At 66.1% G+C, this 26268-nt stretch carries 13 protein-coding genes; 4 read left to right on the forward strand and 9 right to left on the reverse strand.

The genetic code is table 11. From position 1 onward, the window contains the following. Positions 1–70: 70 nt before the first annotated feature. The 4 genes from SPR01S_RS06640 to SPR01S_RS06655 are packed head-to-tail and all read right to left on the reverse strand — an operon-like array spanning position 71 to position 9442. A complete protein-coding gene (locus SPR01S_RS06640) occupies positions 71–1987 on the reverse strand; it encodes an alpha-L-fucosidase (RefSeq protein WP_066586831.1) in 1917 nt (638 codons plus the stop codon). Beyond that, positions 1984–4548, reverse strand: coding sequence for a glycoside hydrolase family 3 C-terminal domain-containing protein (locus tag SPR01S_RS06645; protein ID WP_066586834.1), 2565 nt, complete (start codon positions 4546–4548; stop codon positions 1984–1986). The genes SPR01S_RS06640 and SPR01S_RS06645 overlap by 4 nt, the downstream gene beginning before the upstream one ends. Then, entirely contained in the window at positions 4545–7133 is a 2589-nt protein-coding gene (locus SPR01S_RS06650) for a beta-mannosidase (RefSeq protein ID WP_066586837.1), read from the reverse strand. The genes SPR01S_RS06645 and SPR01S_RS06650 overlap by 4 nt, the downstream gene beginning before the upstream one ends. Further along, a complete protein-coding gene (locus SPR01S_RS06655) occupies positions 7130–9442 on the reverse strand; it encodes a beta-N-acetylhexosaminidase (RefSeq protein ID WP_245661900.1) in 2313 nt (770 codons plus the stop codon). Before SPR01S_RS06655 ends, SPR01S_RS06650 begins: the two co-directional genes overlap by 4 nt. Positions 9443–9704: 262 nt before the next feature. Here SPR01S_RS06655 and SPR01S_RS06660 point away from each other — a divergent pair, with 262 nt between their 5' ends. Both SPR01S_RS06660 and galA read left to right on the forward strand, forming a co-directional pair. Beyond that, positions 9705–10442: a GntR family transcriptional regulator gene (locus SPR01S_RS06660; protein WP_066586841.1), complete on the forward strand. Its 738-nt coding sequence runs from the start codon at positions 9705–9707 to the stop codon at positions 10440–10442. 49 nt (positions 10443–10491) lie between these two features. Then, positions 10492–13401, forward strand: a complete 2910-nt coding sequence (gene galA, locus SPR01S_RS06665) for a beta-galactosidase GalA (RefSeq protein ID WP_066586843.1) — start codon at positions 10492–10494, stop codon at positions 13399–13401. Between the two features lie 26 nt (positions 13402–13427). On the opposite strand, the gene SPR01S_RS06670 is transcribed toward galA, so the two are convergent. The 5 genes from SPR01S_RS06670 to SPR01S_RS06690 all read right to left on the reverse strand — a co-directional run bounded on the left by SPR01S_RS06670 (position 13428) and on the right by SPR01S_RS06690 (position 22349). After that, positions 13428–14936: a tryptophan halogenase family protein gene (locus SPR01S_RS06670; RefSeq protein WP_066586845.1), complete on the reverse strand. Its 1509-nt coding sequence runs from the start codon at positions 14934–14936 to the stop codon at positions 13428–13430. Beyond that, entirely contained in the window at positions 14933–15982 is a 1050-nt protein-coding gene (locus SPR01S_RS06675) for a cupin-like domain-containing protein (protein WP_066586847.1), read from the reverse strand. The genes SPR01S_RS06670 and SPR01S_RS06675 overlap by 4 nt, the downstream gene beginning before the upstream one ends. Further along, positions 15975–16688, reverse strand: coding sequence for a SapC family protein (locus tag SPR01S_RS06680; protein ID WP_066586848.1), 714 nt, complete (start codon positions 16686–16688; stop codon positions 15975–15977). The genes SPR01S_RS06675 and SPR01S_RS06680 overlap by 8 nt, the downstream gene beginning before the upstream one ends. A 69-nt stretch (positions 16689–16757) precedes the next feature. Further along, entirely contained in the window at positions 16758–19949 is a 3192-nt protein-coding gene (locus tag SPR01S_RS06685) for a TonB-dependent receptor (RefSeq protein ID WP_066586850.1), read from the reverse strand. Between the two features lie 144 nt (positions 19950–20093). Beyond that, positions 20094–22349 carry a beta-glucosidase gene (locus SPR01S_RS06690; protein ID WP_066586853.1) on the reverse strand — a complete coding sequence of 752 codons (2256 nt, stop codon included), beginning with the start codon at positions 22347–22349 and terminating at the stop codon, positions 20094–20096. A 267-nt stretch (positions 22350–22616) separates the two neighbouring features. Here SPR01S_RS06690 and SPR01S_RS06695 point away from each other — a divergent pair, with 267 nt between their 5' ends. Further along, positions 22617–25103, forward strand: a complete 2487-nt coding sequence (locus SPR01S_RS06695) for a glycoside hydrolase family 3 protein (protein WP_066586857.1) — start codon at positions 22617–22619, stop codon at positions 25101–25103. A 127-nt stretch (positions 25104–25230) separates the two neighbouring features. After that, complete coding sequence (locus SPR01S_RS06700; RefSeq protein WP_066586862.1) at positions 25231–26250, forward strand: LacI family DNA-binding transcriptional regulator; 1020 nt, start codon at positions 25231–25233, stop codon at positions 26248–26250. Positions 26251–26268 lie beyond the last annotated feature (18 nt).

The raw sequence follows: 26268 nt of genomic DNA on the forward strand, positions 1-26268 counted from the left end.
CTATCGATCGCGCAATGACACGCAGGGTTGGAGCCGAGCGCGTGACGTCGGCTTCAGGAAGCGCTCGGCGCTATGGGCGCGCGATAAACCCGCTTATGCCAGCGATCGCGAGCTTCGCTGCCGGCACGGCGGCTTCGGCAAAAGTCAGCCGCAGATAGCGGGCGCGGCGCATTTTCGCGAAGGCGATGCGCTGCGTGGACAGGGCATAGGCGATATTGGCGAATTCGCCCGCCGCCGCTGGTTGCCAATTGGTATTATCGAGGCTCGTCTCGGCGATATAGCCTTTTGGGGGTGCCGCGTCGGTCATCACCTGACGCGAGGGCGTGAGGCTGAATCCCGCAAGATTAGTGTCCGCGCCCAGATCGACCGTCACTTGCACGGGCGCGCCGGGCGTCGGCCGTGGTTGCACCCAGATCGTCGCCGCGTCGTTGTCGAGCAATCGCTCGGCGCCGGGCGCGCTGGCCGACACCACCTTCCATTTGGTCACATCGAGCACATTAGGGTCGCTCGACACGATGGCCGGCACCGGCACCGGCGCGACCGCACGGAACAGCGCAAACTCGCTGATCGCCGGACAGACTGGCGCGTCCAGCACGCGCAGCCGTACGCGGCGCGGCGCGATCGGCGCGTCGAGCCGGATGACACGCTGCGCCGAGATGCAGTCGTGCTGGGCCAGCGTGCGCCAGGTGCCGTCGATCTCCGCATCGATCGCGAAGCGGGTCACCCGCACCCCGAGCGGCAGATATTCGCGTAGGCGAATCACATCGAAGCGCGTCCCCGGCTTGAGGTCCAGCGTCAGCACCGGGCGGACCACGCCGTCGGGACTTGCCCAATAGGTCTCGCGATCGCCGTCGAGCACGCGCGCCGGATCGAAGCCGGGCCCACGGCTGTGGCTGGCATGCGCGATCGCATCGCGCGCCAGATCGCGAGCAAAAGTGGCACGGATCGCGTCGCCGAACGATTTGAGGATTCGCACGTCCTGGTCGGGGATCCGCCCGCGGCGATCAGGCGGGATATTGAGGTTGAGATTGGTGCCCCGACCCACCGACTCGTCGTAGAGCCGGATCAGCCGCTCGGGGCTTTTGACCTTGGAATCCTCGTCGGCATGATAGAACCAGCCCGGACGGATCGACACGTCGGTCTCCGCGGGCCACCAGAGCGCGCCGCCGCGGACCCCGGCATTGCCGTTCTTCTGGTCATAGGGCTCGTTGGGCATGGTCGGCCAGCAAGGGTCGCCGGCGACGCCGTCTTCGTTGCCCACCCAGCGGATATCGGCACCCAGCGGATCGAACGTGCACGCATCCGGCTGGAGCTTGTGGACCAGGGCGACGATCGACGGCCAGTCGTAATAGCGCGGTGCGTCGATCTTCCGCGTTTCGCGCGCGCCGCCATAATAGCCGTCGCCGCCATTGGCGCCATCGAACCACACTTCGAACAGAGTGCCGTAGCGGGTGCATAATTCGGTCAGCTGGGCGCGATAATAGTCGACATAAGCGGGGCGGCCATAATCGGCGTGGTTGCGATCCCAGGGCGAGAGATAGAGGCCGAACGGCAGCTTCGCGCGGCGGCAGGCATCGGCCATCTCGCGCACGATGTCGCCCTGGCCGGCCTTGTAGGGACTGTTGCGGATGCAATGCTCGGTGAGCCTGGTCGGCCATAGGCAGAAGCCGTCATGATGCTTGGCGGTGAGGATCAGCCCCTTCAGGCCGCCCGCCTTGGCCGCTGCAACGATCTGGTCGGCGTCGAAGTCGCTCGGATCGAAGAGCTTGGGATCCTCGTCGCCATAACCCCATTCCTTGTCGGTAAAAGTGTTGATGGAGAAATGGACGAAGGCATATTGCTCGCGGCCATGCCAGCGCCACTGCCGTGCGCTGGGCACCGCGCCGAATGGCTTGGGCGCCGCCGACCGGCCGCCGGCCGTCGCCGGAAGCGCGGGCGTAGCGGCGAGCGCGACGCTCGCGCCGACGAAGCTACGACGATCGATCATTTCGGCAGCACCTGCGCCTCTCCGCTCAGCGTGAAATCGACCCATTGGCCGGGCGCCGTGCCCGGCTGGCCGCCACCCACCCACAGCCGATAGCTACCCGGGAGCACGCGGCGCGTACCGTCGCGCGCGACGGTGCTGATGCTGCGCGGATCGAGGTTGAAGCGTAGCTTCTGCGCCTTGCCGGGGGCCAGCGCCACGCGGCGGAACGCGACCAATTGGCGCTGGAGCACGGGCGCCGTGAACGTCGCGCCCTTTTCCATTGGCGGCACGAGATAGGCCTGCACGACCTCCTCGCCTGCCCGCGCACCGCTGTTGCGCACGGTGACGCGCACATCGACCGGCGCGGCGGTGCCGGCCGCCTTCGCCGCCACCCCCCTATAGCCGAAGCGGGTGTAGCTCAGACCATAACCGAACCCCCAGAGCGGTGTACCGGTGAAGAAGCGATAGGTGCGCTCCTTCATCCCGTAATCGACAAACGCGGGCAGGTCCGAGGTCGATTTGTAGAAGGTTACTGGTAGACGCCCCGACGGGTTGTTCAACCCTGCCAGCGTTTCGGCGAGTGCCGTCCCGCCCGCCTGCCCCGGATACCATGTGGCGAGAATCGCATCAGCCATCGCCGGATCCACCGCGACCGCGCTGCCGCTGGTCAGCACCAGCACCACCGGCTTGCCGGTGTCGCGCAGCGCCTGGAGCAGCCGCTGCTGCGCCGTCGGCAAGGCGATATCGGTCCGGTCGCCGCCGACAAAGCCGGGTACGCTCACCGGCAGCGCCTCGCCCTCGAGATCGGGCGAGAGGCCGAGCACCGCGACCACAACGTCCGACTCCCGGGCCGCGGCTACAGCCTGGGCGAGCAAAGGCTCGGCCGGCGGGACCCATAGCAACCTGATTCCCTCATCCTCACCATGATGGTCGAGTTCGAGGCGGAAATCGTGCTGGCGTCCGTCGCTGACAAACGGAAGCTCGACACGTCCCTTGCCGAGCGGCCCTTGGTGGAGCGGCTTGCCATCGATCCACAGCCGCACCGCGTCGTGCGTCTTGCAGTCCTTCCAGCATGCCGGAATGTCGATCGCCAGCGTGTAGCGGCCGGATCCCGGCGACACGAGCGCGCCCGTCCAGCGTACCGAGAACCCCTTGGCGTCGAGCTGGCCGAGCGGCGCGGCGCGCGTATAATTGAAGTCGATCCGCCGGTCCCGGCGCACAGCCACGGGCGTGCCGGTCACGGTCGCGCTGGCGAAATATTCCGCTTTCAGGCCGGGTTGGCCGTCCGCCATGAAGGCAGTCTCGGGGACCAGCACGGGCGCGCCATCGACCAAGGTCGAGCCTTGGGCATAACGCACATTAGCGGCGCCGAACTGGCGGCGGATGCCTTCCAACGGCGTCACCGGATCGACCGCAGTGCCGTGATAATTGGCTTCCAGGATGTTCAGATCGTCGGCATCGGCACCGATCACCGCGATCCGGCTGCCGGCCGCGAGCGGCAGCCGACCGGCATCGTTCTTGAGCAGCACGATCGCCTTGCGCGCGGCCTCCAGCGCCAGCGCCCGATGCGCCGGTGTGCCGACCTCATCCGGCAAGATCCGGTTCCACGGGCTGGCGGCGCCGAACGCAATGCCGAGCGCCTTTCGCGCCGAAAGCGCACGAACCAGCGCAGTGTCGATCTCGTCCTCGCTCACCAGCCCGCGTTTTATCGCCTGGGGCAAGGCGGCATAGGCCGATCCGCAATTGAGGTCGGTGCCGGCCTTGATCGCCGCGGCCGCGGCCGCCGCCGTGTCGAGCCGATAATGATGGAAGAGGGTGATGTTGGCGACGGCGTCGCAGTCGGAAACCGTGAAGCCCTTGAAGCCCCAGTCGCCGCGCAACCGGTCGATCATCAGCGACGGCTGCGCGCAGACGGGAACGCCATGGATCGCATTGTACGCGCACATCAGCGACCGTGCCTTGCCCTCGGTCACCGCCAGCCGGAAAGCGGGCAGATAGGTCGATTCCATGTCCTGCGGACTGGGATCGACATCGAAGCTGTCGCGCCCGGCCTCCGGCCCGCTATGCACCACGAAATGCTTGGGCGTGGCGATCACCTTGGGGTGGTCGGGATCGGGACCTTGCAACCCCTGGATGAACGCGACGCCGAGATGCCCGGTCAGATACGGGTCCTCGCCATAGGTCTCCTGGCCGCGGCCCCAGCGCGGATCGCGGAAGATGTTGATATTGGGCGACCAGATCGTCAGCCCCTCATAGATCCGCCGATCGGCGCCGATCGGGCGTGCGTTGAACTTGGCGCGCGCCTCGGTCGAGACGACATCGCCGACGCGCCGCATCAGATCGGTGTCCCAGGTCGCGGCCAGCCCGATCGCCTGGGGGAAGACGGTCGCGTCGCCGTCGCGCGCGAGCCCGTGCAGCCCCTCATTCCACCAGTCATAGGCGGGAAGTCCGGCCTCGGGATCGGCCGGCGCCGTATTCTGGAGCTGGGCGGCCTTCTCCTCGACGGTCATCGTCTCGACCGCCTTGGCCACCGCATCGGGATCGGGCCCGAGCAAGGCGAGCAGGATCAACGGGATACTCATTGCGGCCCCAGCGTGCGCAGGACGAGAGCCTTGCGGAGCGCCGCGGCCGGCGCGTCCGACACCACGTCGATGGTCACGCTCTCGCCGGGAAGCAGGTCGAAGCCGTCGTCGCTCGGCTGCGCGGCGAGGTCGCCGAAGTCGAGCATCACCGCACGGGCGAGCGCGCCCGCCGTGATCGTCACGCGCTTGCCCTCCCAACGAGTGGTGAGTCCCGGCGCCGGATAGGCCATGTCCTTGGGTTCGGCGCGCTCGACGACGGCGCGCGAGACAACGCGTCCGTCGACCAGCAACTCGGCGACGGCGAAGCTCGCTCTGGGGTCGACTCCCGCGAACAAATCGGCATCAGCGATGCTCGCCGCCTCCTGCGCGCCGAGCGGCGCGAGCGTCACCTTGGCGCCCTTCGCGCCGAGCGGCTTGCCCGCCATGTCGAACGCGCGAACGCGCCATTCGGCGGCGATCGGCGCGGTCGCGTCGGAGACCAAGGCGATGCGCGTGGCGCCATCCTTATGTTCTGCGACGATCGCCTGCGGCGCGAAGAAGCGCCGCGCGGCGTACTGGAGCAGCTTCCACTGCCCGTTATAGTCGATGCTCGACCACGAAATCGCCGGCCACGCGTCGTTGAGCTGCCAGTAGAGCGAGCCCAGGGTCACCGGACGACACGCGCGGTGGTGCCGTGCAGCCATTTCGATCGCCTGCGCCTGATTGACCTGGGTCAGATAGATCAGGTCGGCGAAGTCGCGGGGCTTGCGCAGCCGCTGGTCGAGATAGAGCTGAAGCCGCGAATTGCCCTCGCCCGCCAGGAACTTCTGGTGCGCCTTGAGGACCGGGCTGTCGATCGCGAGCGGGCCCTTGCCCGCGAAGCCGCGGATCGTCGACAGGTCGGGCATCGCCTGGAAACCATATTCGGACATGAAACGCGGACAGGAATCGAGATAGCGCTCGACCGGCTTCGAGCCCGACCACACGTCCCAGAAATGCCGGTCGCCATCCTTGTCGGTGTCGGTCGGGCCGTCATAATCGGCCGAGGGCGAGCCTGGCCAATAGGGCGTGCCCGGCGCCCCGGTCAGCACCGCGTCGCGCAGCACGCTATCGAACAGCACCGCCATCCCGGCCCCGATCCGCTCCTGTTCGTCGGCGCCGACGCGCTGCTTGAAATCCTTGCGATCGGACCAATGCTCCCAGCCCGACAGGACTTCGTTGCCGCCGGACCAGCCGACCAGAGCGGGATGCGGCTGGAGGCGCTCGACCTGCTCGCCGGCCTCGATCCGCACATTGTCGCGAAACGCCGCGTCGGGCGGCGTCACCGCTCCGCCGAACATGAAGTCCTGCCAGATCATCAGGCCCATTTCGTCGGCGAGCGAATAGAAAGCGTCGTCGGGATAATAGCCGCCACCCCAGACACGGATCATGTTCATATTGGCGTCGCGCGCGCTCGTGAGAATTTGGCGCATCTGCGCCGCGGGCACGCGCGCCGGAAAGCTATCGAACGGGACGAGGTTGGCGCCCTTGGCGAAGATCGGCACGCCGTTGATGCGAAAACCGAAACTGCCGTCCTTGCGGATCAGTTCGGCGGTGCGCAATCCGATCCGTTGGGCGAGGTGATCGCTGGTCTCACCACTGGCGTCGAGAAATGCGTCCACCGCATAAAGCGGCTGCGCACCATAGCCGACAGGCCACCAACGCTGCGGCTTTGCGACCGTAATCGGGGCGCTGATCCAATTCTCGCCGGCAACCAGGCTAGCCGGGCGGCTGACCTCGATTTGCTTGCCCTCAGGGCCGGTGACGCGGGCGCGCACGGTTACGTTGGCCGGACCGTCGGCGATGATCCGCCAGCGCGCGACCAGCCGCGCCTCGGCATCGCCGATCGCTTCCTGGTCGATCCGGAAGCCGTCGATCCGTGCCTCGTCCCACGCTTCGAGCCGTACCGGCCGCCACAGGCCGATCGTCACCAGCCGCGGCGCCCAGTCCCAGCTATATTGGTATTTGGGCTTGCGGATATAGGGCGAGGTTTGCTTGCCCTTGGGCTCGTCGCCGAACGCGGAATCATATTCGCCCGGCAGCGGATTGGGCGCGGCCAGCACCATCGGCTGGAGCGTCCGGATCGGCGACGCGATGGTGACGATCAGCTCGTTGCGCCCTGGCCTCAGCGCCGCCTTGGCATCGACGCGCCAGCGCCGGTGCGCATTGTCGGCGGTCAGCAATTTCGTGCCGTTCACCGTCACCGTCGCAAACGTATCGAGGCCGTCGAACACCAGGTCGACATGCCCGCGCGCCAGCATCGCCGGAGTCACGTCGATCACGCGCCGGAACTGCCAGCTGGTCAGTCCCGCCCATTGGATCGGCGCTTCGTTGATCCCCTTGAAAGGATCGGGGACGCGACCAGCAGCGATCAGGTCCTGTTGGACGCTGCCCGGCACCTGGGCGGGGAACCATTGCGCCTCCTTGGGGTGCGCCTTCACAGCCTGGTCATCGGGAGCGATCCGCACTTCCCACTGGCCGTCTAGCGAGACCGTCTCGCGCGGCGCCGCCCAGGCGGATGCGCTGGCGAGAAGCGCGGGAAGCAGCGCGAGCAGGCCCAGTCTCACTTCACTGCCTCCTTCAGCACCGCGCGTTCGACCGCATAATAGGGCCCGGCAAGCGGTGCGGTGAACTGGAAGCAGATGTCCTCGTCACCGGCCATGGCCGGTAATGTGCCCGAAAAACTGAACCGTGCGGGGGCCGTTGCGGGATCGGGCAACGGGAAGGTGGCGAGAACGATCGGCTCGACCGATTTGTCGTTGGCCGCGGCGATGCAGCGTGCCGTCATCACCAGCTCCCCATGGGTCGTGACGCTATAGTGTTCGCGCAGCGCCCTGGCTTCGTGGGCAAGTCCGTAGTGTCGCGGCAGCCGGGCGACGTCGATCGTGAAGCTCCTCGCGATATCGAGTGGCGCTGCCGGATAGGCGCTGCACGTGTCGAACAGGTTGACGTTGAACACGGGCGCATTGTCGGTCGCCTCCGAGGTCAACGGGACACGCAGGCCGAAGGCTCCATGCGGACAGGCGACCAGTTCGGAGCTGGTCCGCGTGAGCAAAGCCGCCCGGCTGGTATCGAAGCTCCGCGGCTCGGCAACGGCATTGCCGGCGGGTCCGAACGCCACGGCGCGGACCGTCACCCCGGGCTTGAGATCCAGCGGCGCCTTGTAGGCTGGCGACTTCGGGCCGGGCGCTTTCCCGTCGAGCGTGTAGCGGATCGTGCCATAGGCCGCCTGGGTGGCGAGCGCGACGCGCACCCGGTTCGCCCGCAACGCGTCGCCGCGTGTGCCCTGAAGCCGATATCCCACCGCGAACGCGCTATCGGCGACCTCCATGCCCGAGCGCCGCCAGCGCTGGATCTGCGAATCGAGCCGCGTCAGGAAGCCGGCGAAGTCGCGCTTGTCCTTGCCCGACCAGGTAATCTCGGCGAGCGCCGCGGCGCGCGGAAAGAGTAGGTGCTGCAACTGGTACGGCGTGACGATGAACTCGCTCCACGCGTTGCCCTGTGCGCCCAATACATGCGTCGCCTTTTCGGGGTCGATTCCCGCCGGCATCGGCTCATATTTGTAGACATCGGCGAGCGTCTGGATCGACAGCCGTCCAGGAGGCTCGTCACCGCGATCGCTTTGCAGACTGTCGAAATACAAGGTCGGCGCCGGGCTCAGCACCACGTCGTGATTTTGATTGGCGGCGTCGACCGCGCCCTTCTCGCCGCGCCAGGACATCACCGAGGCGGAGGCAGGCAAGCCGCCCTCGAGAATCTCGTCCCAGCCGATCAGGCGCCGGCCCTTGGCGGCCAGATACGTGCCGAACTCGTCGATCAGCCAGCTCTGCAGCTGATTCTCGTCCTTCAGCCCGAGCGCCTTGATCTGCGCCTGGACTTGCGGCGAGCGTTGCCACTGATCCTTGATCGCCTCGTCGCCGCCGAGATGGATATAGGTGCCGGGGAATATTGCGATCAGCTCATCGAGTACCTGCTTGACGAAGGCGACGCCCTGGGGATCGGGGTTGAGCAGATAGGGATTGACCCCCCAGTCGTGGGACACGCCGGGCCGATCGCCGAACACGCCGAACTGGGGATAGGCAGCGACCAGCGCCTGCGCATGTCCGGGCAGGTCGATCTCCGGGACGATGGTGATGCCCCGTTCGGCGGCATAGGCGACCAACGCCTTCAATTGTTCCTGGGTGTAGAAACCGCCCACCTTGGCGCCCGGCGCGCTGCCGGTCGAAGGAGGCGTGCGCCATGCTCCCAGTTCGGTGAGCCTGGGATAGCGTTTCACTTCGAAGCGCCAGCCCTGGTCGTCGGTCAGATGCAGATGCAGCGTGTTGAGTTTCACCGACGCCATCTGGTCCACGATTGCGTAGATCGCCTCGATCGGCTGATAGTGGCGAGCGACATCGAGCATCAGCCCGCGCCAGCCGAAGCGGGGCGCATCCTCGACTGTCACCGCCGGCACTTGGACCGGCTTGCCGAAGCGGCGGTCGGGGCTCAACAGCTGGGCGACGGTCATGGCGCCATAGAGCAATCCGCGGTCGCCCGACGCGGTGACGCGGATGCCTTGCGCGTCGACCACGAGCCGATAGGCTTCATCGCCGCGGACCGAGGCATCGCGGGCAAACGTGATTGCGCCAGGGCCTTCGTGCGGCGCCAGAACCATTCCGCGCTCGTTCCTGACATGCGCGGCCAGTACGCGCGCCGCGGCCTTGGCGCCGCTATCGTCCGGGGCGGTACCGATCGTCGCACCGTCCGACACGGTGAAGCTGCCCGCGCCACGCACGACCGACTGGGGAAAGGGGATCAGCGGGAGCGGATCGGATGCCTGCGCCAACGCCCCGGAACTGTAGAGCAACATCGCCCAACCCAGAGTACGCAGCCGCATCCCGGCAATCCGCATCTTCTATTCTCCGTCGGCCGAGGCGCCGCCGAACGTGTAACCAATATAGATCCTATGGCACAATAGGGACCGCTACCATTTTCGCCCGTTTTCTGTTGCACACCTGAAACCTCTATCCGGCCGCGCTTGCCGATAGATACCAATATAAATCCAATGTCCTCCCATTGCTCGAGCGGTCGGGTTGCGATAGCGTCGCCTGAATGCGAGGCAGCGATGGCGACAAGGCGCCTTCCGGGGGGAGGGATTGATGGCGTTCTCGGATCAGATTGGACGGTTGCGCGAGGACAATCCGTCCCCGCTCTATCTCCAGCTCGAACAGCTTATTCGCGACGCGATCGGCGCCGACATTCTCGTCGCCGGCAACGCGATCCCTCCCGAGCGCGATCTCGCCAGCGAATATGACGTGTCGCGCATCACCGTGCGCAAAGCGATCGGCAGGCTGGTCGAGGAAGGGCTGCTCACCCGCCGGCGCGGCGCCGGCACCTTCGTCGCCGGGCGCGTCGAGAAGAGCTTCTCCAAGCTCTCCTCGTTCACCGAAGACATGGCGGCGCGTGGCCGCCGCGCGAGCAGCAGCTGGGTTTCGCGCGCGCCGGGCCAGGTGAACCCGGAAGAAGCGATGATGCTGGGGCTCTCGCCAGGTGCGCCTGTGCTGCGCTTCGCGCGCATTCGCTATGCCGATGACGAACCGATGGCGCTCGAATTCTCGACCATAGCGGGCTATTGCCTCTCCTCGGTCGATGCGGTCGAGGATTCGCTCTACGCCGCGCTCGAGAAGGTCGGCAACCGGCCGGTGCGCGCGCTGCAGCGGTTGAGGGCCGTGCCTTTCGGAGGCGAGCATGCCCGTATGCTCGGCGTCGATCCCGGCCATGCCGGCCTGCTGATCGAGCGCCGCGCCTTTCTGCGCGACGGTCGTCCGGCCGAAGTCACCCGGTCTTATTATCGCGGCGACGCCTATGACTTCGTTGCCGAACTGAGCGACGTCTAACCCTCTTCTATACGTTCGGCCGCCTGTCATTCCGCTGGAGTATCATGCAATGGATCGCCGCCAACTTCTCCTCGGGGGCGCCGGCGCCGGCGCGCTGCTTGCGGTTCCGGGACGGGCTGCGGTCGCCGCGTACAGCGCCGAAGACAGCGACGGCTTTCCGATGCCGGCGCCGCTACAGCGCCTTCTGCCGCGCCTCCCGGACCTCGATCCTTCGCGCACGCGGCTCGAATTGGGCTGGCGTTTCCATGAAGGCGACATACCGACGCCGGAACCGCAGGGGCACAATGATACTTATCTGAGCGTCAAGGCCGGCAATGCGCGCGGCGCGGCGGCGATGGCCTATGACGATACGGACTGGGCGGAAGTGCGGCTGCCGCACGACTGGGCGGCGGGGCAACCCTTCGTCCGCACCGCCAACGTGTCGGAGGGCTATCGCCCGCGCGGTATCGGCTGGTATCGGCGCGCGCTGCGGCTCGATCCCGCCGATCGCGGCAAGACGATCGAGATTCATTTCGACGGCATCGCCACCGACGCGACGATCTGGGTCAATGGCAGCGTCGCCGCGCACAATTGGTCGGGCTATAACAGCATCTATGTCGATCTGACGCCCTTCGCGCGTTTCGGCGACGAGACGAACGTGATCGTCGTGCGGGTCGATGCCGATGCCAAAGAAGGCTGGTGGTACGAAGGCGCTGGCCTCTACCGCCATGTCTGGCTGGTCCGCCGCGCGTCGGTGGCGATCATCAGCGACGGCGTGCATTGCGATCCGCGCCAAGGGGGCGACGGACGGTGGCGCGTGCCCGTTACCGCGACGCTGGCAAACATCGATCGCGCCGCAGCGAGCGTGACGGTCGAGGCGGCGCTGCTCGATCCTGACGGTCGCGAAATCGCAACGCAGCGGACCGACGTCACGGTTCCGGTGCTTGGACGAGCCGATGCCGCCCTGACCCTCGATGCCGGCAATCCCGCGCGATGGTCCGTCGAGGCGCCGACGCTCCATGCTGTGCGGACCCGCGTGCTGCGCGGTGGCGAGATCGTCGATGAGCGCCGCGTCGCGATCGGCTTCCGCACGGTGCGCTTCGATGCCGACAAGGGGCTGTTCGTCAACGAGCAGCCGGTCAAGCTGAAGGGCGTCTGCCTCCATCAGGACCATGCCGGAGTCGGTGTCGCGATACCCGACGCGCTGCTTGCCTGGCGGCTCGAGCGGCTCAAGGCGATGGGCTGCAACGCAATCCGCATGTCGCACAATGCGCCAACTGCCGAATTGCTCGATTGGTGCGACCGGATGGGCTTCCTCGTCATGGACGAGAATCGCAACTTCAATCCGGCGCCCGACTATCTCGCCCAGCTCGAATGGCTGGTCCGGCGCGACCGCAACCGTCCCAGCGTAATCCTCTGGTCGGTGTTCAACGAAGAGCCGATGCAGGGCACCGAAGCCGGGGTAGAGATGGTGCGCCGCATGTCGGCTGCCGTCCGCCGGCTCGACGACAGCCGCCCGATCACCGCCGCGATGAATGGTTCCTTCTACAACCCCTCCAACGTGTCGACCGTCGTCGACGTGATGGGGTTCAACTATTACCAGGGCGATTACGACAAATTCCACCGGCTGAACCCGACCAAGCCGATGACGAGTTCGGAGGATACCAGCGCCTTCGAGACGCGCGGCGCCTTCGCCACCGATCGCGCGGGCCATGTCATTACCTCCTACGACACCGAGGCGGCGCCCTGGGGCGGCACACACCGCGCATCGTGGAAGAACATCGCCGAGCGTCCCTTCGTCGCGGGCGGCTTCGTCTGGACCGGCTTCGACTATCACGGCGAGCCGACGCCGCACGAATGGCCGACCATATCCAGCTTCTTCGGCATCCTCGACCTGTGCGGCTTCCCCAAGACCGCGTTCGACATCCACAGCGCGCACTGGGTCGATGATCGCCCGGTCGTGGCGATCGCCCCGCATTGGACCTGGCCCGGCCGCGAGGGTCAGCCGATCAAGGTGTTCGTCACCAGCAATGCCGAAACCGTCGCGCTGCGGCTCAACGGCCGCGACCTTGGCGTGCAGCGGGTCGACCGCATCATGGGCAACGAATGGACCGTGCCTTATGCGCCCGGCCGGATCGAGGCGCGCGCGATGCGCGGCGGCAAGATAGTGGCGACAGCGGTCCACGAGACCGCGGGCCCGCCGGTGGCGCTGCGGCTCACGCCCGCGCGCATGGTCATGGCCGGCGACGACGAGGACGCTCAGCCGATCACCATCGACGCGGTCGATGCGCGCGGTCGTCACGTCCCAACCGCCAATCTGGCGACGCGCTTCACGGTAGAGGGCGCGACATTGCTGGGTGTCGGCAATGGCGACCCCAATTGTCACGAGACTGAGCAGTTCGCCGGGCCCGCCGGCGAACGGTCGCTGTTCAATGGTCTGGCGCAATTGATCGTCCGCGCCGACGCAGGTGGGGGACGCATCGTCGTGCGCGCCACCGCATCGGGGCTGAAACCCGCCGCGCTGAAGCTCGACCGCGCCGATATCGCACCGCGCCCCCAGGTCGCGATGGTACCGGCCGTGTCGAAGGTCCGCGATTGGCGCCGTTCGCCGGCCTTCGCTCAACGCCCCGATCCCGGCCTCGCTCCCGCCGATGGCGACAACAATAGCTGGGACTTCATCCATAGCGGCGAGCCCACGCCCGCAGAAGCGCAGCCCGGCTGGCGCATCTATCGGGCGCGCTTCATCCCGTGGAAGCGTATCGCCGCCGAGGGAGGCGTGATCACGTTCGACGCGCTTGGCGGCAAGGCAGAGCTCTGGGTCGACGGCACCCGGATTGCCGTCAAGGAGGGTGCCGCTACCGCTCCCCTAAGCGCACCGATCGCGCCCAGCGCCGGACCGCGTGTCGTTGCACTGCTCGTCAATGCGCCGGCCGGCCAGCCCTCGGGCATCCTGGGCCCGGTGGCGATCACCGGGCGCTGACGCCGATACGAAGGATTTCAGCCAGATCAGCGCACCGCCGCAGCGGGAACCGGGTCGGCGTAACGCGCCAGGAACTGAGCCAGGGTCGGTAGTTTGGGTAATCGTGCCTTAATCCCGGCGTCGAGCCCGTCCAGCGCCTGGCGAAGATTGGCATCGGGAAGCTGGCTCGGCAGCAAATGCCAGCCATCGGGCATCAGGCCCTGCCCCATCATCACCTGGCACCAGGAATCGATGCGGAAAATCTCGTCCTGGTCCTGATGCGCCATCGCCTGCTCGCGGAACAGTTCGAGGCGCGCCGCCAAGGTATCGGGCAGCGTCATCTGTGCCATGCGTTGCCAGAACGGTCCGTCGCGGTGGTTCAGCGCATAATGCAGGATCACGAAGTCGCGGACATGCGTCCATTCGGCCTCCGACCGCGCGTTGAAGCGATCGGCCAGCGCTTGATAGTCCCGGGTGAACGGGAATGACTGGATGAAGCGCGTGATCGCGATCATCACCAGATGGATGCTGGTCGACTCCAGCGGTTCGATGAACCCGCCGGCCAGGCCGAGCGCCAGGCAGTTGCGGTGCCATGCCCGACGGCGCATGCCCGCGGTGAAACGCAGCAGCCGCGGCTCGAACAACGGTTCGCTGTCGAGCGCCGCGAGCAGCGTCTCGCGCGCCGTGTCATTGTCCATATCCTGACTGCAGAAGACGAAGCCGTTGCCGACCCGGTGCTGCAGCGGAATCTGCCAGCGCCACCCGGCGTCGTGCGCGATGGCGCGCGTATATGGCACGGCCTCGCCCGCGCTCTCCGTCTGGACCGCGAACGCGCTGTCGGTTGCGAGCCAGTGGCTCCAATCGTCGAACCCGGCCTTCAGCGTTTGCTCGATCAGGAGCGCACGAAAGCCGGTGCAGTCGATGAAGAAATCGCCTTCGACCCGCTCGCCCGACGCCAGCACCAGCGCGCGGATGTCCCCGCTTTCCGGGTACTGCGACACCTCAGCGATGCGGCCTTCCACACGCTTTACCCCGTCGGCCTCGGCGATACCGCGCAGGAACCGCGCATAAGCGGTCGCGTCGAGATGATAGGCATAAGCCAGGCCAAGCTCGGGATCGGCGGAGAAACGGTTTTCCGCCGCCGCGCGCAGTTCCAGCGAATAATCGCCATAGGGCCGCCCAAATCCGCGATGCCGTGCCTCCAGCCAGAAATGCTGGAAATCGGCTACGAACACCGATCGCCCGACCGATCCGAACGAGTGGAAATAGCGGTCGCCCGGCCGATCCCAATCCTCGAAGCCGATGCCGAGCTTGAAGCTGGCATTGGTCGCCCGGACGAACGCATCCTCGTCGATGCCGATGAACGAATGGAAGGTGCGGACGGTGGGAATGGTCGACTCGCCGACCCCGACCGTGCCGATCTCGTCGGATTCGACCAGCATCACCTCGATCATCGGGCTGAGATGCTTGGCGAGCGTGGTGGCGGCGACCCAGCCTGCCGTGCCGCCCCCGGCCACCACGACGCGCCGGATCCTGTCGGGAGTTGCTTCGGTCATCGGTTGAGCTGCCTTTGGATCAGGGCGCGCAATTGCCGCGCCGCCATGGGGTCGAGGGACGCGAGCGGCCCGCGGGCCGGCACCGGCAAATGCGCCGCCGGACGCTCGGCCGGGCCGAAAATGTAATAGTCGAACATGGCGCGCCACGCCTCTTTCTCGTGGGCCGGACGGTCGCGGAGCGAGAGCATGGCGTGGAGCAACGTCGTCATCGGCGTGTCGAGGAAATCCGGGGCCGCGTTCCACCAATAATTGACCAGCACGTTGAAGTCGTCGAGCGCCTCGACCTGGTGCCACCACAAGGCCGGATAGACGAGGACATCGCCGGGCTCGAGCTCGGCGATCTCGCCGGCCGCCGCTGCCTTGGCGAAATTGGGAAAGCGATCGAGATCGGGCGCGGCGAAATCGACCATCGTCACCACTTGCCCGCCCGGTGTCGGCGCTAGCGGTCCGGGATAGAGATTGGCGACTTGTTCGGGCGGGAACAGGGTGAAGCGACGATGGCCGACGGCACAGCAGGCCGCATTGTTCGACATGTCGAAATGCGCCGCTGCGATCGTCCGGTTGCCGAGCCAGATGCTGGCGAGCGGCGGATGCTGGGCGAACAGACCGTCCGCCGGCGTCAATTCATTCTCCGCGCGAAAGCCCGGGAAGAACGTGTCGAGGTCGGTCGAGCCGATATAGAAAGCGGGCGCTTCAGGCTTGCGGCGCTGTTCCAAGATCCGCGCAATAAAGGCGTCGAACGCGACGCGCTCGCCGCGGAAGTTCATCGCGGTCGCGTCTTCGTTATAGTGGAAGCGGCCGCCGGCTGCCGGGTCGGCGGTATAGCCGACCACCGGCTGTCCGCTGTGGAATCGCGACAGATAGTCCACGGCGCGTTCCGGCGATTGCAGCCCGGCCTGCACCAGCGGCCAGTCGCGCGCGGCGCCCTTCAGGATGGTCGGCACGCCCTCTGCAATGATCGCGGCGAGGTCCGGGTTGGCGATATCTCCGGTACGCTCGCGGGTCCGCCGGGTGACGGCGATCCGGGCAGGTGCCACATCAGCCATCGCGGCGCCGCTTGCGCTCGACCAAAGCGGTGACGTTGCCGAGCGAGGACGCCACCCAGATCGCCGGCCGCAGGAAATCGTCGCGATGCAGCGCCGCGAGCGCCGCGCCGTCGAGCGCGGCAAGGCGGTCCTGCGCAATCGTATAGCCGTCGGGCACGGTGAAGCGGCGCCCGTCCTCGGTCTCGATCCGTAGTTCGACCGGCTGGATCAGCCCATGCTCTTCGAACGCGGCGAACATTGCGGGCGCGACCTGCGACCCGATATAGACGCGCTGGAGCGCGGCCGAGACCTGATCGAGCAGCGGCGCGTTGCCGCCATGATCGAGGAAGATCGCGGCGCCGTCGCCGCCCTGGCGCACGCGCGGATGCGACGGGTCGATATGGATCATCGGCTCGCCGGCAACGCCTTCCGGCGGCACCCCGATCGAGAACGGACCGCGGCTCATCAGCGCGGGGATATAGCGTGCGTCCCAATGCGCGCCGTCGAGATAGAGATTCTCGTCGGCGTCGAACCCGAGCAGGACGGTCGCGCGATAAGCCCCGGCGGGATCGCGCCGGAACAGGATCACATATTCGCGCTGCAATTCCTCGAATTCGGTGGCGAACACCATCGTCTGGTTTACGGCATCGCCATAAGCGGCGCCGCGATCGAGCACGACCCGCAGATCGGCATGGTCGACGTTGTTGAGAAGGACGGGGTTCGCCATCGTTATCTTCTTAGACGAAGAAGGCCGCTTGTGCAGCGGCCTTCCCCATTTTCAGCATGCGATGGCGGTTCAGAACTTGAAGCGCGCACCGACCAGGTAGCGGGCCGAGCCTTCGGCCAGATACCAGGTGTTGCTCGGATCGCGACCATAGGTCCGGACACCTTCCTCGGTGAGGTTGATGCCTTCGAAGCTGACCGCGATATTCTTGGTGATGTCATAGCTCAGGTTGAGGTCGAGCTGGCCGTAAGGCGCGGTGTACACCGGGTTATGGTAGCTGTCGCGATTGAGCTGGCTCAGGAACTTGGCGCGCCAGTTATAAGCCAGGCGAGCCGAGATTCCGTACTTCTCATAAATCAACGTGACGTTGGCGGTGTCCGACAGACCGACCAGCGCGAACTGGTCGACGTTCGGATTGGCCGCCACGTCGATCCCGACATTGCCGCGCACCAGGGTGTAGCTGGCGGCAAGGCCGAAGCCGGTCCGGCCGAAGAAATATTGGCCGGCGATCTCGACGCCGTAAATCTCGGCGTCCTTGTTGTTGATCGGCGTGTTGACCGAGAAGTTGAACAGCGGATCGCTGGCGTCGGGGAGGATGTCGACCGCCCCCAGCGTCGCATCGACAAAGGCCTGATCGAGCGCGCCATTGTGATAGTTCGCCTGGAACGCTGCATTCGCCGCCGTCACGTTGCCGTTATTCTGCTGCAACAAGGCGGTATAGGTGAACAGGTTCACGTCGGTGATGCCGGCATGTAACGCATTGGTCAGCTGATCCTTGGCAATGCCCGAACGCGTGCCGGCAGTGCCCGATGTCGGATCCCGCAGGCCGAACAGGTTCCGGTTGACCAAAGTGTTGCCGATGAAGTTGTGGACGCGCTTGTCGAAGAAGCCGACCGAGAAATAGCTGTCCTTGTTCGGATACCATTCGAGCGACACGTCGAAATTATCCGAATCGAGCGGCTTGAGACCGGTATTGTTGGCAAAACCGGTGGCGGTGCCGCCGATCGCCGTCGGGCGCGGCGGCGCACCGACGCTGGTCGAGGCGAACAGGTTGCCATAAGGCGCACGCGCGATCGTCTTGGAATAAGAGAAGCGTCCCTTCAGCTTGTCGGTAAAGCCGATCGAGAAATCCATCGACGGCAGCAGGTTGTTGTAGCTGCCCTTCGACGTCAGCGCCTGGCGATCGGTCGAGTTGAGGATCGTGAAGTCGTTGTCCGCCTGCCAGACGATGGCGAGCGGCACCGGCTGCAGCGACTGGGCCGTGACCTTGGTGCTCTCGAACCGGGCGCCGGCGACGAGCTGCGCCTGCATGTTGCCGATCGTGCCGTTCCAGGTGAACTGGCCATAGACCGACCAGATATCTTCCTTGACGCGGTTGTAGTTGTTGGCGTCGATATTGTTCTGGTGGTTCACGCCATCGTTCGTGATGCCGATATAATGCTGGTACAGCGTGTTGTAGAGCTTGGTCGCGTCTTCCGTGCGCCAGGCGACCAGCGTATTGGCGTCGGCGTTCGGGTTGTTGTGGGTGAACTGGCACGCCGTGCAGAACTGGAACACCTGTCCCGGCGCCACGGTGGCGATGTCCGGCGGCAATGAGTTACCCCAGTCGCCGAGAACCTGACGCGTATTGTACTGGGTCTGCAGTGTGTTGGTCGTGCGATAGCCGCCGCCGAAATCGAACTTGCTACCGCCGCCGAAATCCCAGGTGCCGTCGAGACGCAGCTCCTTGATCCGCTGCGTCTGGGTCGAGGCGAACTGGCGCTGGATGGCACCGGACAGATCGCCGGCGTCGAGCTTGTTGTCGCAATTGCCCTTCGTGAAAGCCACACCAGCGGGCGTGACGCTCGGCGCGCAGTCGTTGAAGGTCAAGGTCTGCTGCGGGAACCCGCCCGGGGTTGTGGTGAGCGAGTGCGAGCTTACGACCGGCATGTTGAACGCGACCGTGGTCGAGGTCTGACCGTTGGGGTTGTCCGGCAGGCTTTCGGCCTTGCCGATATGCCCGTCGAGTACGAACTTCAGACGATCGGTTGCTTGCCAGTCAATGTTCAGGCCGACGTCCCACAAGCGGTTCTTCTGCGCGCGATAGGCTTGCTCGAACGCCTCGTCCTTCACGCCGTTGATGGTTTCGTGCAGGTAGGAAGTGGTGGCGATGCCATTGGAGGCGTCGTCGAATGTCACCTCGTCGAACGGGCGGTTGAACCAGTTCGACTGGGTCGAACGGCGCTCGGATTCACGCAGCTGCGCATAAAGGCCGTCGGCCGTGACGGTGAGCCCGTCGGTCGGCCGGAATTGCAGCATCGCCTGGCCGTTCAGACGCTCGCGGCTGTCCTCGGAGAAATGATAGCGGCTGTCATTGGGCACCGACACCAGGACGTTCGAATTGGTCGGCACGTTGTTGAGCTTGGTCGCGGCGTTGACGAAACCATTGTTGGGGTTGAGGAAATCCGACAGGGTGCGGATGTTCCAGTCGTCGCTCGCCACGGTGGGGACGGTGAAATTGCGCTTCTGATAGCTGCCGAACAACGACACGCCGACCTTCTGGTCCTTGTCGCTCCAGCTGAGCAGGCCGGACACTTCCGGCGTCACATGACCGCCGCAGCTGATACAGTCGTCGGCGCTGGTGTCGTAGCTCGCCTTCGCACCGATCGTCCCGGTGAAGCCGCTCTCCCGCGCATCGAGCGGGCGCCGGGTGACGACGTTGATCGCGGCGCCGATGCCGCCCGACGGAACGGCGGCGCGGCCGGTCTTGTAGACTTCGAGCGTCTTGACCCCTTCCGCAGCCAGGTTCGCGAAGTCGAACGACCGGCCGAAGCCGGCCGCGCCGTCGCCGCCCTGGTCGCCGCCGACCGAGACGATGTTCGACGTGGCGAGCTGGCGCCCGTTCAACGTGACGAGGTTATATTGCGCGCCGAAGCCGCGGACCGTGACGGTCGAACCCTCGCCGTTGACGCGGTCGATCGAGACGCCGGTGATACGCTGAAGCGATTCGGCCAGGTTGGTGTTGGGGAATTTGCCGATATCCTCGGCAGAGATCGCGTCGACGATACCGTTCGAATTGCGCTTGATCGCGATCGACCGTTCGAGCGAGGCGCGAACGCCGGTGACGACGATGTCAGCACTCGCCGCAGCCTGATCGTCGGCCGGCGCCGGGGCCGCCGCGTCGGGCGCGCCCGTCTGCGGCTGTGCCTGAGCGGCAGCCACGCCCGGCGCCGCGAGCCCGACCGCAAGCGCCAGCGCAGACGCAGAAATTCTCAATGTCCTCATGCCCCGGATCCTCCCTACCTGGCCGACATCTTCCCATGCCGACACGACTATGATGTTAAGCGATGTGGTCTCGCCTCGACCGTCTTCGTATCGAGTCCGACATCGATGTCAATATCGGACAAGGTCCTTTTCGGATCGTTCTGTTCAGCGTTGCGCCAAGGCAACACTGGCCGATTGCAACGGGTGCGCGGCGTCGGTTGCCAAGGTCAATTTGTAGCTGCCCGCGGCCTGCCGCCACCGGCCGTCCCGCCAACGCGCCAGAACCCGCGGATCCGCCGCGATCGTCACGCTGCGCGTCTCGTGCGGCGCCAGAGTCTCGCGGTTCCATCCGGCGAGCCGTAACGGACTACCATCAGGTAAAGTGACGTAGAGTTGCGGCACGGCGACGGTCGCTCGATCGCTTTGATTGGTGATCGCAACCGTCACGCCCGGCTTGGCCCCGCCGGTGAAGCGGGCCTTGGCGTAGCTCAGATTGGCATAATGGAGCCCATAGCCGAATGGGAACAGCGGCTGACTGTTCTGCGCCGCATACCAGCGGTAGCCGACATTGGCGCCTTCCTTGTAATCGACATCGAACGACGCGACGGGCTCGTTGGTCCCGGAACCGGCATTGCTCGCGGCGTCGTTCTTCAGGCTTTCCAGTCCGAGCGGTCCGGGGCGGGGCAGTTGCGTGGACGCGCGCGCGAAGGTCATCGGCAGGCGCCCGGTCGCGTCGACATCGCCGAACAGGACGCGCGCGAGCGCTTCGCCGCCGCGCTGGCCCGGATACCAGGCCTCGAGGACCGCCGGCACGCGGTCGATCCACGGCATCAGCACCGGGCCGCCGGTCTCGAGCACCACCACCGTCTTCGATTGCGCCGCGGCGACCGCGTCGATCAGCGCATCCTGATTATCGGGCAGCGCGATGTCGCGATTATCCTCCGCCTCGGTCGCCCATTGCGTGGCGAAGACGATCGCGATGTCCGCGTCGCGTGCCGCCGCTGCGGCGGCGGCCGGGTCCTTGCCGTCGACATAGGTAATCTGCGCGCCCGGCGCGATCGCCCGGATCGCCTTGAGCGGCGACGAATTGTGATAGGTCACGCGTACGAACGACGCCGCCGCGCCAGAGGTCAGCGGGATTTCGATCGGCACGCCGCCCACCGACCGCACCTGGCTCGACCCGCCGCCCGACAGCACGCCGACATCGGCATGGCCGCCGATCAGCACGATCTTCCGCGCGCGCTTGGCCAGCGGCAGCACATTGCCCTGATTCTTGAGCAGGACCATCGAGGCTTCGGCCACACGCTGCGCCACATCGGCATGCGCCGCATAATCAATAGGTTGCACCGCCGATGGCGACGGATCGTCGTAAAGGCCGCTGGCGATCACCCCGGTCAGGATACGGCGCACCATCTCGTCCAGACGCGCCACGGGAATCGTGCCGTTCGCGACCGCCGCGGCGAACGGCGCACCGAAATAGATTTCCTTGTCGAGTTCCTGGCCCGATTCCTGGTCGAGGCCCGCCATCGCCGCCTTGACCGTCGAATGGACCCCACCCCAGTCCGACATCACCCAGCCGGGATATTTCCAATCGTCGCGCAGCACCTTGGTCAACAGGAACCGGTTCTCGCACGACCAGTCGCCATTGACCTTGTTATAGGCGCACATCACCGAGCCGGGGCGACCGTCCTTCACCGCGATTTCGAAGGCGAGAAGGTCGCTTTCGCGCAGCGCCGCTTCGTCGATCCGCGCGTTGAGTATGGTGCGGCCGGTCTCCTGCGCGTTGAGCGCGAAGTGCTTGACGGTCGAGACGATATGGTTCGATTCGACCCCGCGCACGGCGGCCGCGGCGAGCGTGCCGGCGAGCAGCGGATCCTCGCCCAGATATTCGAAATTGCGCCCATTCCAGGCATCGCGCGTCAGGTTGACTCCGCCGGCCAGCAGGACGTTGAACGTCTTGGCGCGCGCCTCCGCCCCGGCCATCGCGCCACCGGCATAAGCCAGTTTAGGGTCGAAAGTCGCCGCGGTCGCAAGGCCCGAGGGCAATGCGGTTGCGACGTCGTCGGTGCGCCGGTTCATCTGGTTGGCGACGCCCAGACTGGCGTCGCTCTCGCGCAAGGTCGGAATGCCGAGCCGCGGCACGCCAGGCACATAGCCGGCAGAGGGCACCATATCGGCCGGGCGGGGATCGATCCTGTTGGGAAACAGTCCGTGAATATAGGTCAGCTTCTCCTGAAGCGTCATCGCCTCGACCAGTGCCGCGGCACGTGCCGCCGCAGACAAGTTCTTGTTGCGCCACGGTTCTCCGGCGCGATTCGTCGCAGCGGCGTCGGGCTTCTGCCCGGCTTCGCGGGCGGCGAGCGCGGCCGGCAGGGTGACGGTACCGACGCAGATCAATGCGCCCAACAGACGAGACTTCATCGCGGATTCCTCAATCGAGGTAACAAAAAAAGCGGCCGCCACAGCGTGCGGCGGCCGCTAGCCCGCCGGCGCAAGGAGCGGCGGGGGGAGGATTCGACAATCGGAGGACAGGAGCGGGACGCGCGTCGGACGGCAGAGCTCGCGCAGCGGTCGTCATCCCTTTCCCCTCCTTCGGTTTTTCCGAAATGCTTGACGTAGATCGCCAAGACCGACATCGATGTCAATGAGTTTCGGCGAGCAACGCCAGCAAAGCGATAAGGGGTGGAGATGATTCGAAGGGGAGCGCCGTTCGCCGGCCTGGCCATGGCCGCTTTGGCGCTTGGAACGCCGGCGTCGGGACAAACAGCATCCTCCGCGCCTGCTGACGCCCCTCTTCCCGCCGCGTCCAGCGTCGCGAACCCGGCAAACTGGCCCGCGATCAAATCGCCGGTCCGCGAGGACCCAGTGATCGAAGGCAAGATCACCCAGTTGATGGCGCGCATGTCGCTCGAACAAAAGGTCGGGCAGATCGTACAGGGCGATATCGCCTCGATCACGCCCAACGATGTCCGCAAATATCATCTCGGCTCGGTGTTCAACGGCGGCAATTCCGACCCAGGCGGGAAATACAATGCGCCTGCCAAGGACTGGCTCGCGCTGGCCGACGCCTTTTGGGACGCGTCGACCAGCGACGATCCCAAATTGCCGCGCATCCCGGCGATCTGGGGGATCGACGCGGTGCACGGCCATTCGAACATCGTCGGCGCGACCTTGTTCCCGCACAATGTCGGCCTCGGCGCGATGCGCGACCCGGCGCTGATGCGGCGGATCGGCGAGGTGACCGCAGTCGAGATGCGCGTGACAGGAATCGACTGGACCTTTGCGCCGACCGTCGCCGTGATCCGCGACGACCGCTGGGGTCGCAGCTACGAAGGGTTCGGCGAAGTTCCCGAAATCGCCGCCAGCTATGCCGGGCCGCTGGTCAAGGGATTGCAGGGCAAGATCGGGTCCCGGGACTGGCTGAAGGGTCCGCACGTCATCGCCACCGCCAAGCATTTCCTCGGCGACGGCGGCACCAGGGACGGCAAGGACCAGGGCGACGCCCAGGTGACCGAAGCGCAGCTCCGCGATTTGTTCGCTCCGCCCTATGAAGCGGCGATCAAGGCCGGCGTGCAGTCGATCATGATCAGCTTTTCGAGCTGGAACGGCCGCAAGATGACCGGCAATCGCAGCCTATTGACCGGCGTCATCAAGGATCGCTGGAATTTCGACGGCTTCCTGGTCAGCGACTGGAACGCGCATGCCCAGGTCGAGGGATGCACCGCCTCCGATTGCCCCCAGGCAATGCTCGCCGGACTCGACCTGTACATGGCGCCCGACAGCTGGAAAGGCATCTGGGAATCGACTCTTCGTGAAGCGAAGGCGGGGACGATCCCGATGAGCCGGCTCGACGACGCGGTGCGCCGCATTCTGCGAGTCAAGTTCCGCGCCGGCATCTTCGACGCGAAGCGGCCGTCCGAACGGCCGTATGCCGGCCAATATGACCAACTCGGTTCGCCCGCACATCGTGCGGTCGCGCGCCAAGCGGTGCGCGAGTCGCTGGTATTGCTCAAGAATGCGGGCTCGCTGCTGCCGCTCAAACCCGGCGCCACGATCCTCGTCGCCGGCGACGGCGCCGACAATGTCGCGAAGCAGGCGGGCGGCTGGACCTTGTCGTGGCAGGGGACCGGCACCCTCCCCAGCGATTTCCCCAATGCCACCTCGATCTGGCGAGGCATCGAGAATGAGGTGAAGGCGGCCGGCGGCAAGGCCAGTCTGTCGGCCGACGGGCATTTCACGACGAAGCCGGACGCCGCGATCGTCGTCTTCGGCGAGAATCCCTATGCCGAATTCCAGGGCGACCGCAGCGACGTGGCGTTCGACGATCCCGCCACCGTCGACAATCTGGCGATGATGAAGCGGTTGAAGGCCGCCGGCATTCCGGTGGTCGCGGTGTTCCTGTCCGGGCGCCCGCTTTGGGTGAACCCCTATCTCAACGCATCGGACGCGTTCGTCGCGGCGTGGCTGCCGGGATCGGAAGGAGAAGGCGTCGCCGACCTGCTGTTCGGCAAGGCCGACTTCCGCGGCAAATTGCCGTACAGCTGGCCCAAGCGGCCCGATCAGGCGCCGCTCAATGTCGGTGATCCCGGCTACGATCCGCTCTTCGCTTATGGCTTCGGCCTTTCCACCCGCGACAAGGGCGAGCTGGCGCCGCTTCCAGAAGATCGCGGCACATCGGCCGGCGACCGCAACATCCTGTTCGCGCGCGGCAAGCCGACCAATGGCCGGCACTTCCAGTTCGGCGCCGCTGGTGCGCTCTCAGCCGAGCCCGATCCCGCGCTGATATCGGCGCGGCCGGCCGATCGCGGCGCGCAGGAAGATTCGATCAGGATCGCCTGGACCGGCAAAGCGAACGCGACTGCCGCCTTGGTCGGCGAGCCGGTAGATCTGAAGCGAGAGGCCAATGGCGATGTCGCGCTGGTCATCGACCTGAAAGTCGACCAGGCGCCGACCGCCCCAGTCCTGCTGGGTGGCCGCGACGTGACCGCGCGGCTGACGGCGCTGGCGGTCAGCAAGCAATGGGACGAGATCGCCGTACCGCTGCGTTGCCTTGCTGGCGTGCCGCTCGACCGCGTCACCCAGCCGCTCACGATGACCACGGCCGGCCAGCTCGACTTGACGATCTCCGGCATCCGCTTCGCCTCGCCGCCGGAAGGTGTGGTCGATTGCCGCTGACCACCGCCATTGCACGGACGGTAAGGCTGGCTAGGATCGTCATCGTGACGTCCCGGTCTTGCTTCCCCGCAAATTGGTATTATCGCTCCGCCTCACCGGCCGGTCGGCCAGCGGACATTTGCATGGCATGAAGACGGTCACCATCAAGGACGTCGCGGAACGTGCGGGCGTGTCGCCCAAGACGGTGTCGCGCGTCATCAACGATGAAGTCCATGTCCGCCCCGAAGTGCGCGAACAGGTCATGCGCGTGGTTGCGGAACTCGATTACCGGCCCAATGCCTTCGCGCGCGGACTGTCGAGCGCCAAGTCCTTCCTGATCGGAATGTTCTTCGACGATCCGGCATCGGTCTATGCCGCCGACCTGCAGCGCGGCGCGCTCACCCGCTGCCGCGCGCTCAGTCATCACTTGCTGATCGAAGAGGTCGACCGCACTCAACCCGATTGGATGGCGCGGCTCGATGCCACCTTGCGCACGGTGAAGCTGGCGGGCGCGGTGCTCACCCCGCCGATCTGCGACTGGCCGGACCTGATCGACATGCTCGAGGCAAACGAGGTACCGATCGTCCGCATCGCCCCCGGCGACGCACTCGACCGCACCCCGCAAGTCCGCATGGACGACCGCGCCGCGGCGCGCGAAGTGACCGAGAAACTGATCGCGCTCGGCCATCGCGACATCGCCTTCATCAAGGGCAATCCAACCCACAGCGCGACCGTGCGGCGGTGGGAAGGGTTTTGCGACGCGATCGCCGCCGCCGGCATATCGATCCCGCCGAAGCGCGTATTGCAGGGCGATTTCACCTTCCGGTCGGGCCTGGTCGCGGCGGAAGCGATCCTGGGCGATGGTGAGCGGCCGACCGCGATCTTCGCCAGCAACGACGAAATGGCGCTGGCCGCTCTGGTCGTCGCCATGCGCCACCAGATCGCGGTCCCCTCGGCCCTGTCGATCGTCGGGTTCGACGACGCCCCGGTGTCGCGTATGGCCTGGCCGCAGCTCAGCACGGTGCGCCAGCCCAATCCGGAAATGGCGGCGGCGGCGATCGACCTGCTCGTCGGACCAGGACAACAGACTCGTGACGGCAGCGCCTGCGTCGAGCTGCCCTATGAATTCATCGAACGCGGCAGCCTCGCAGCGCCTCCGCGAACTTAGGTTTCTAGAGCGCGATAG

It is taken from the genome of Sphingomonas pruni NBRC 15498 (assembly GCF_001598455.1).
In the GTDB taxonomy this organism is placed as follows: domain Bacteria; phylum Pseudomonadota; class Alphaproteobacteria; order Sphingomonadales; family Sphingomonadaceae; genus Sphingomonas; species Sphingomonas pruni.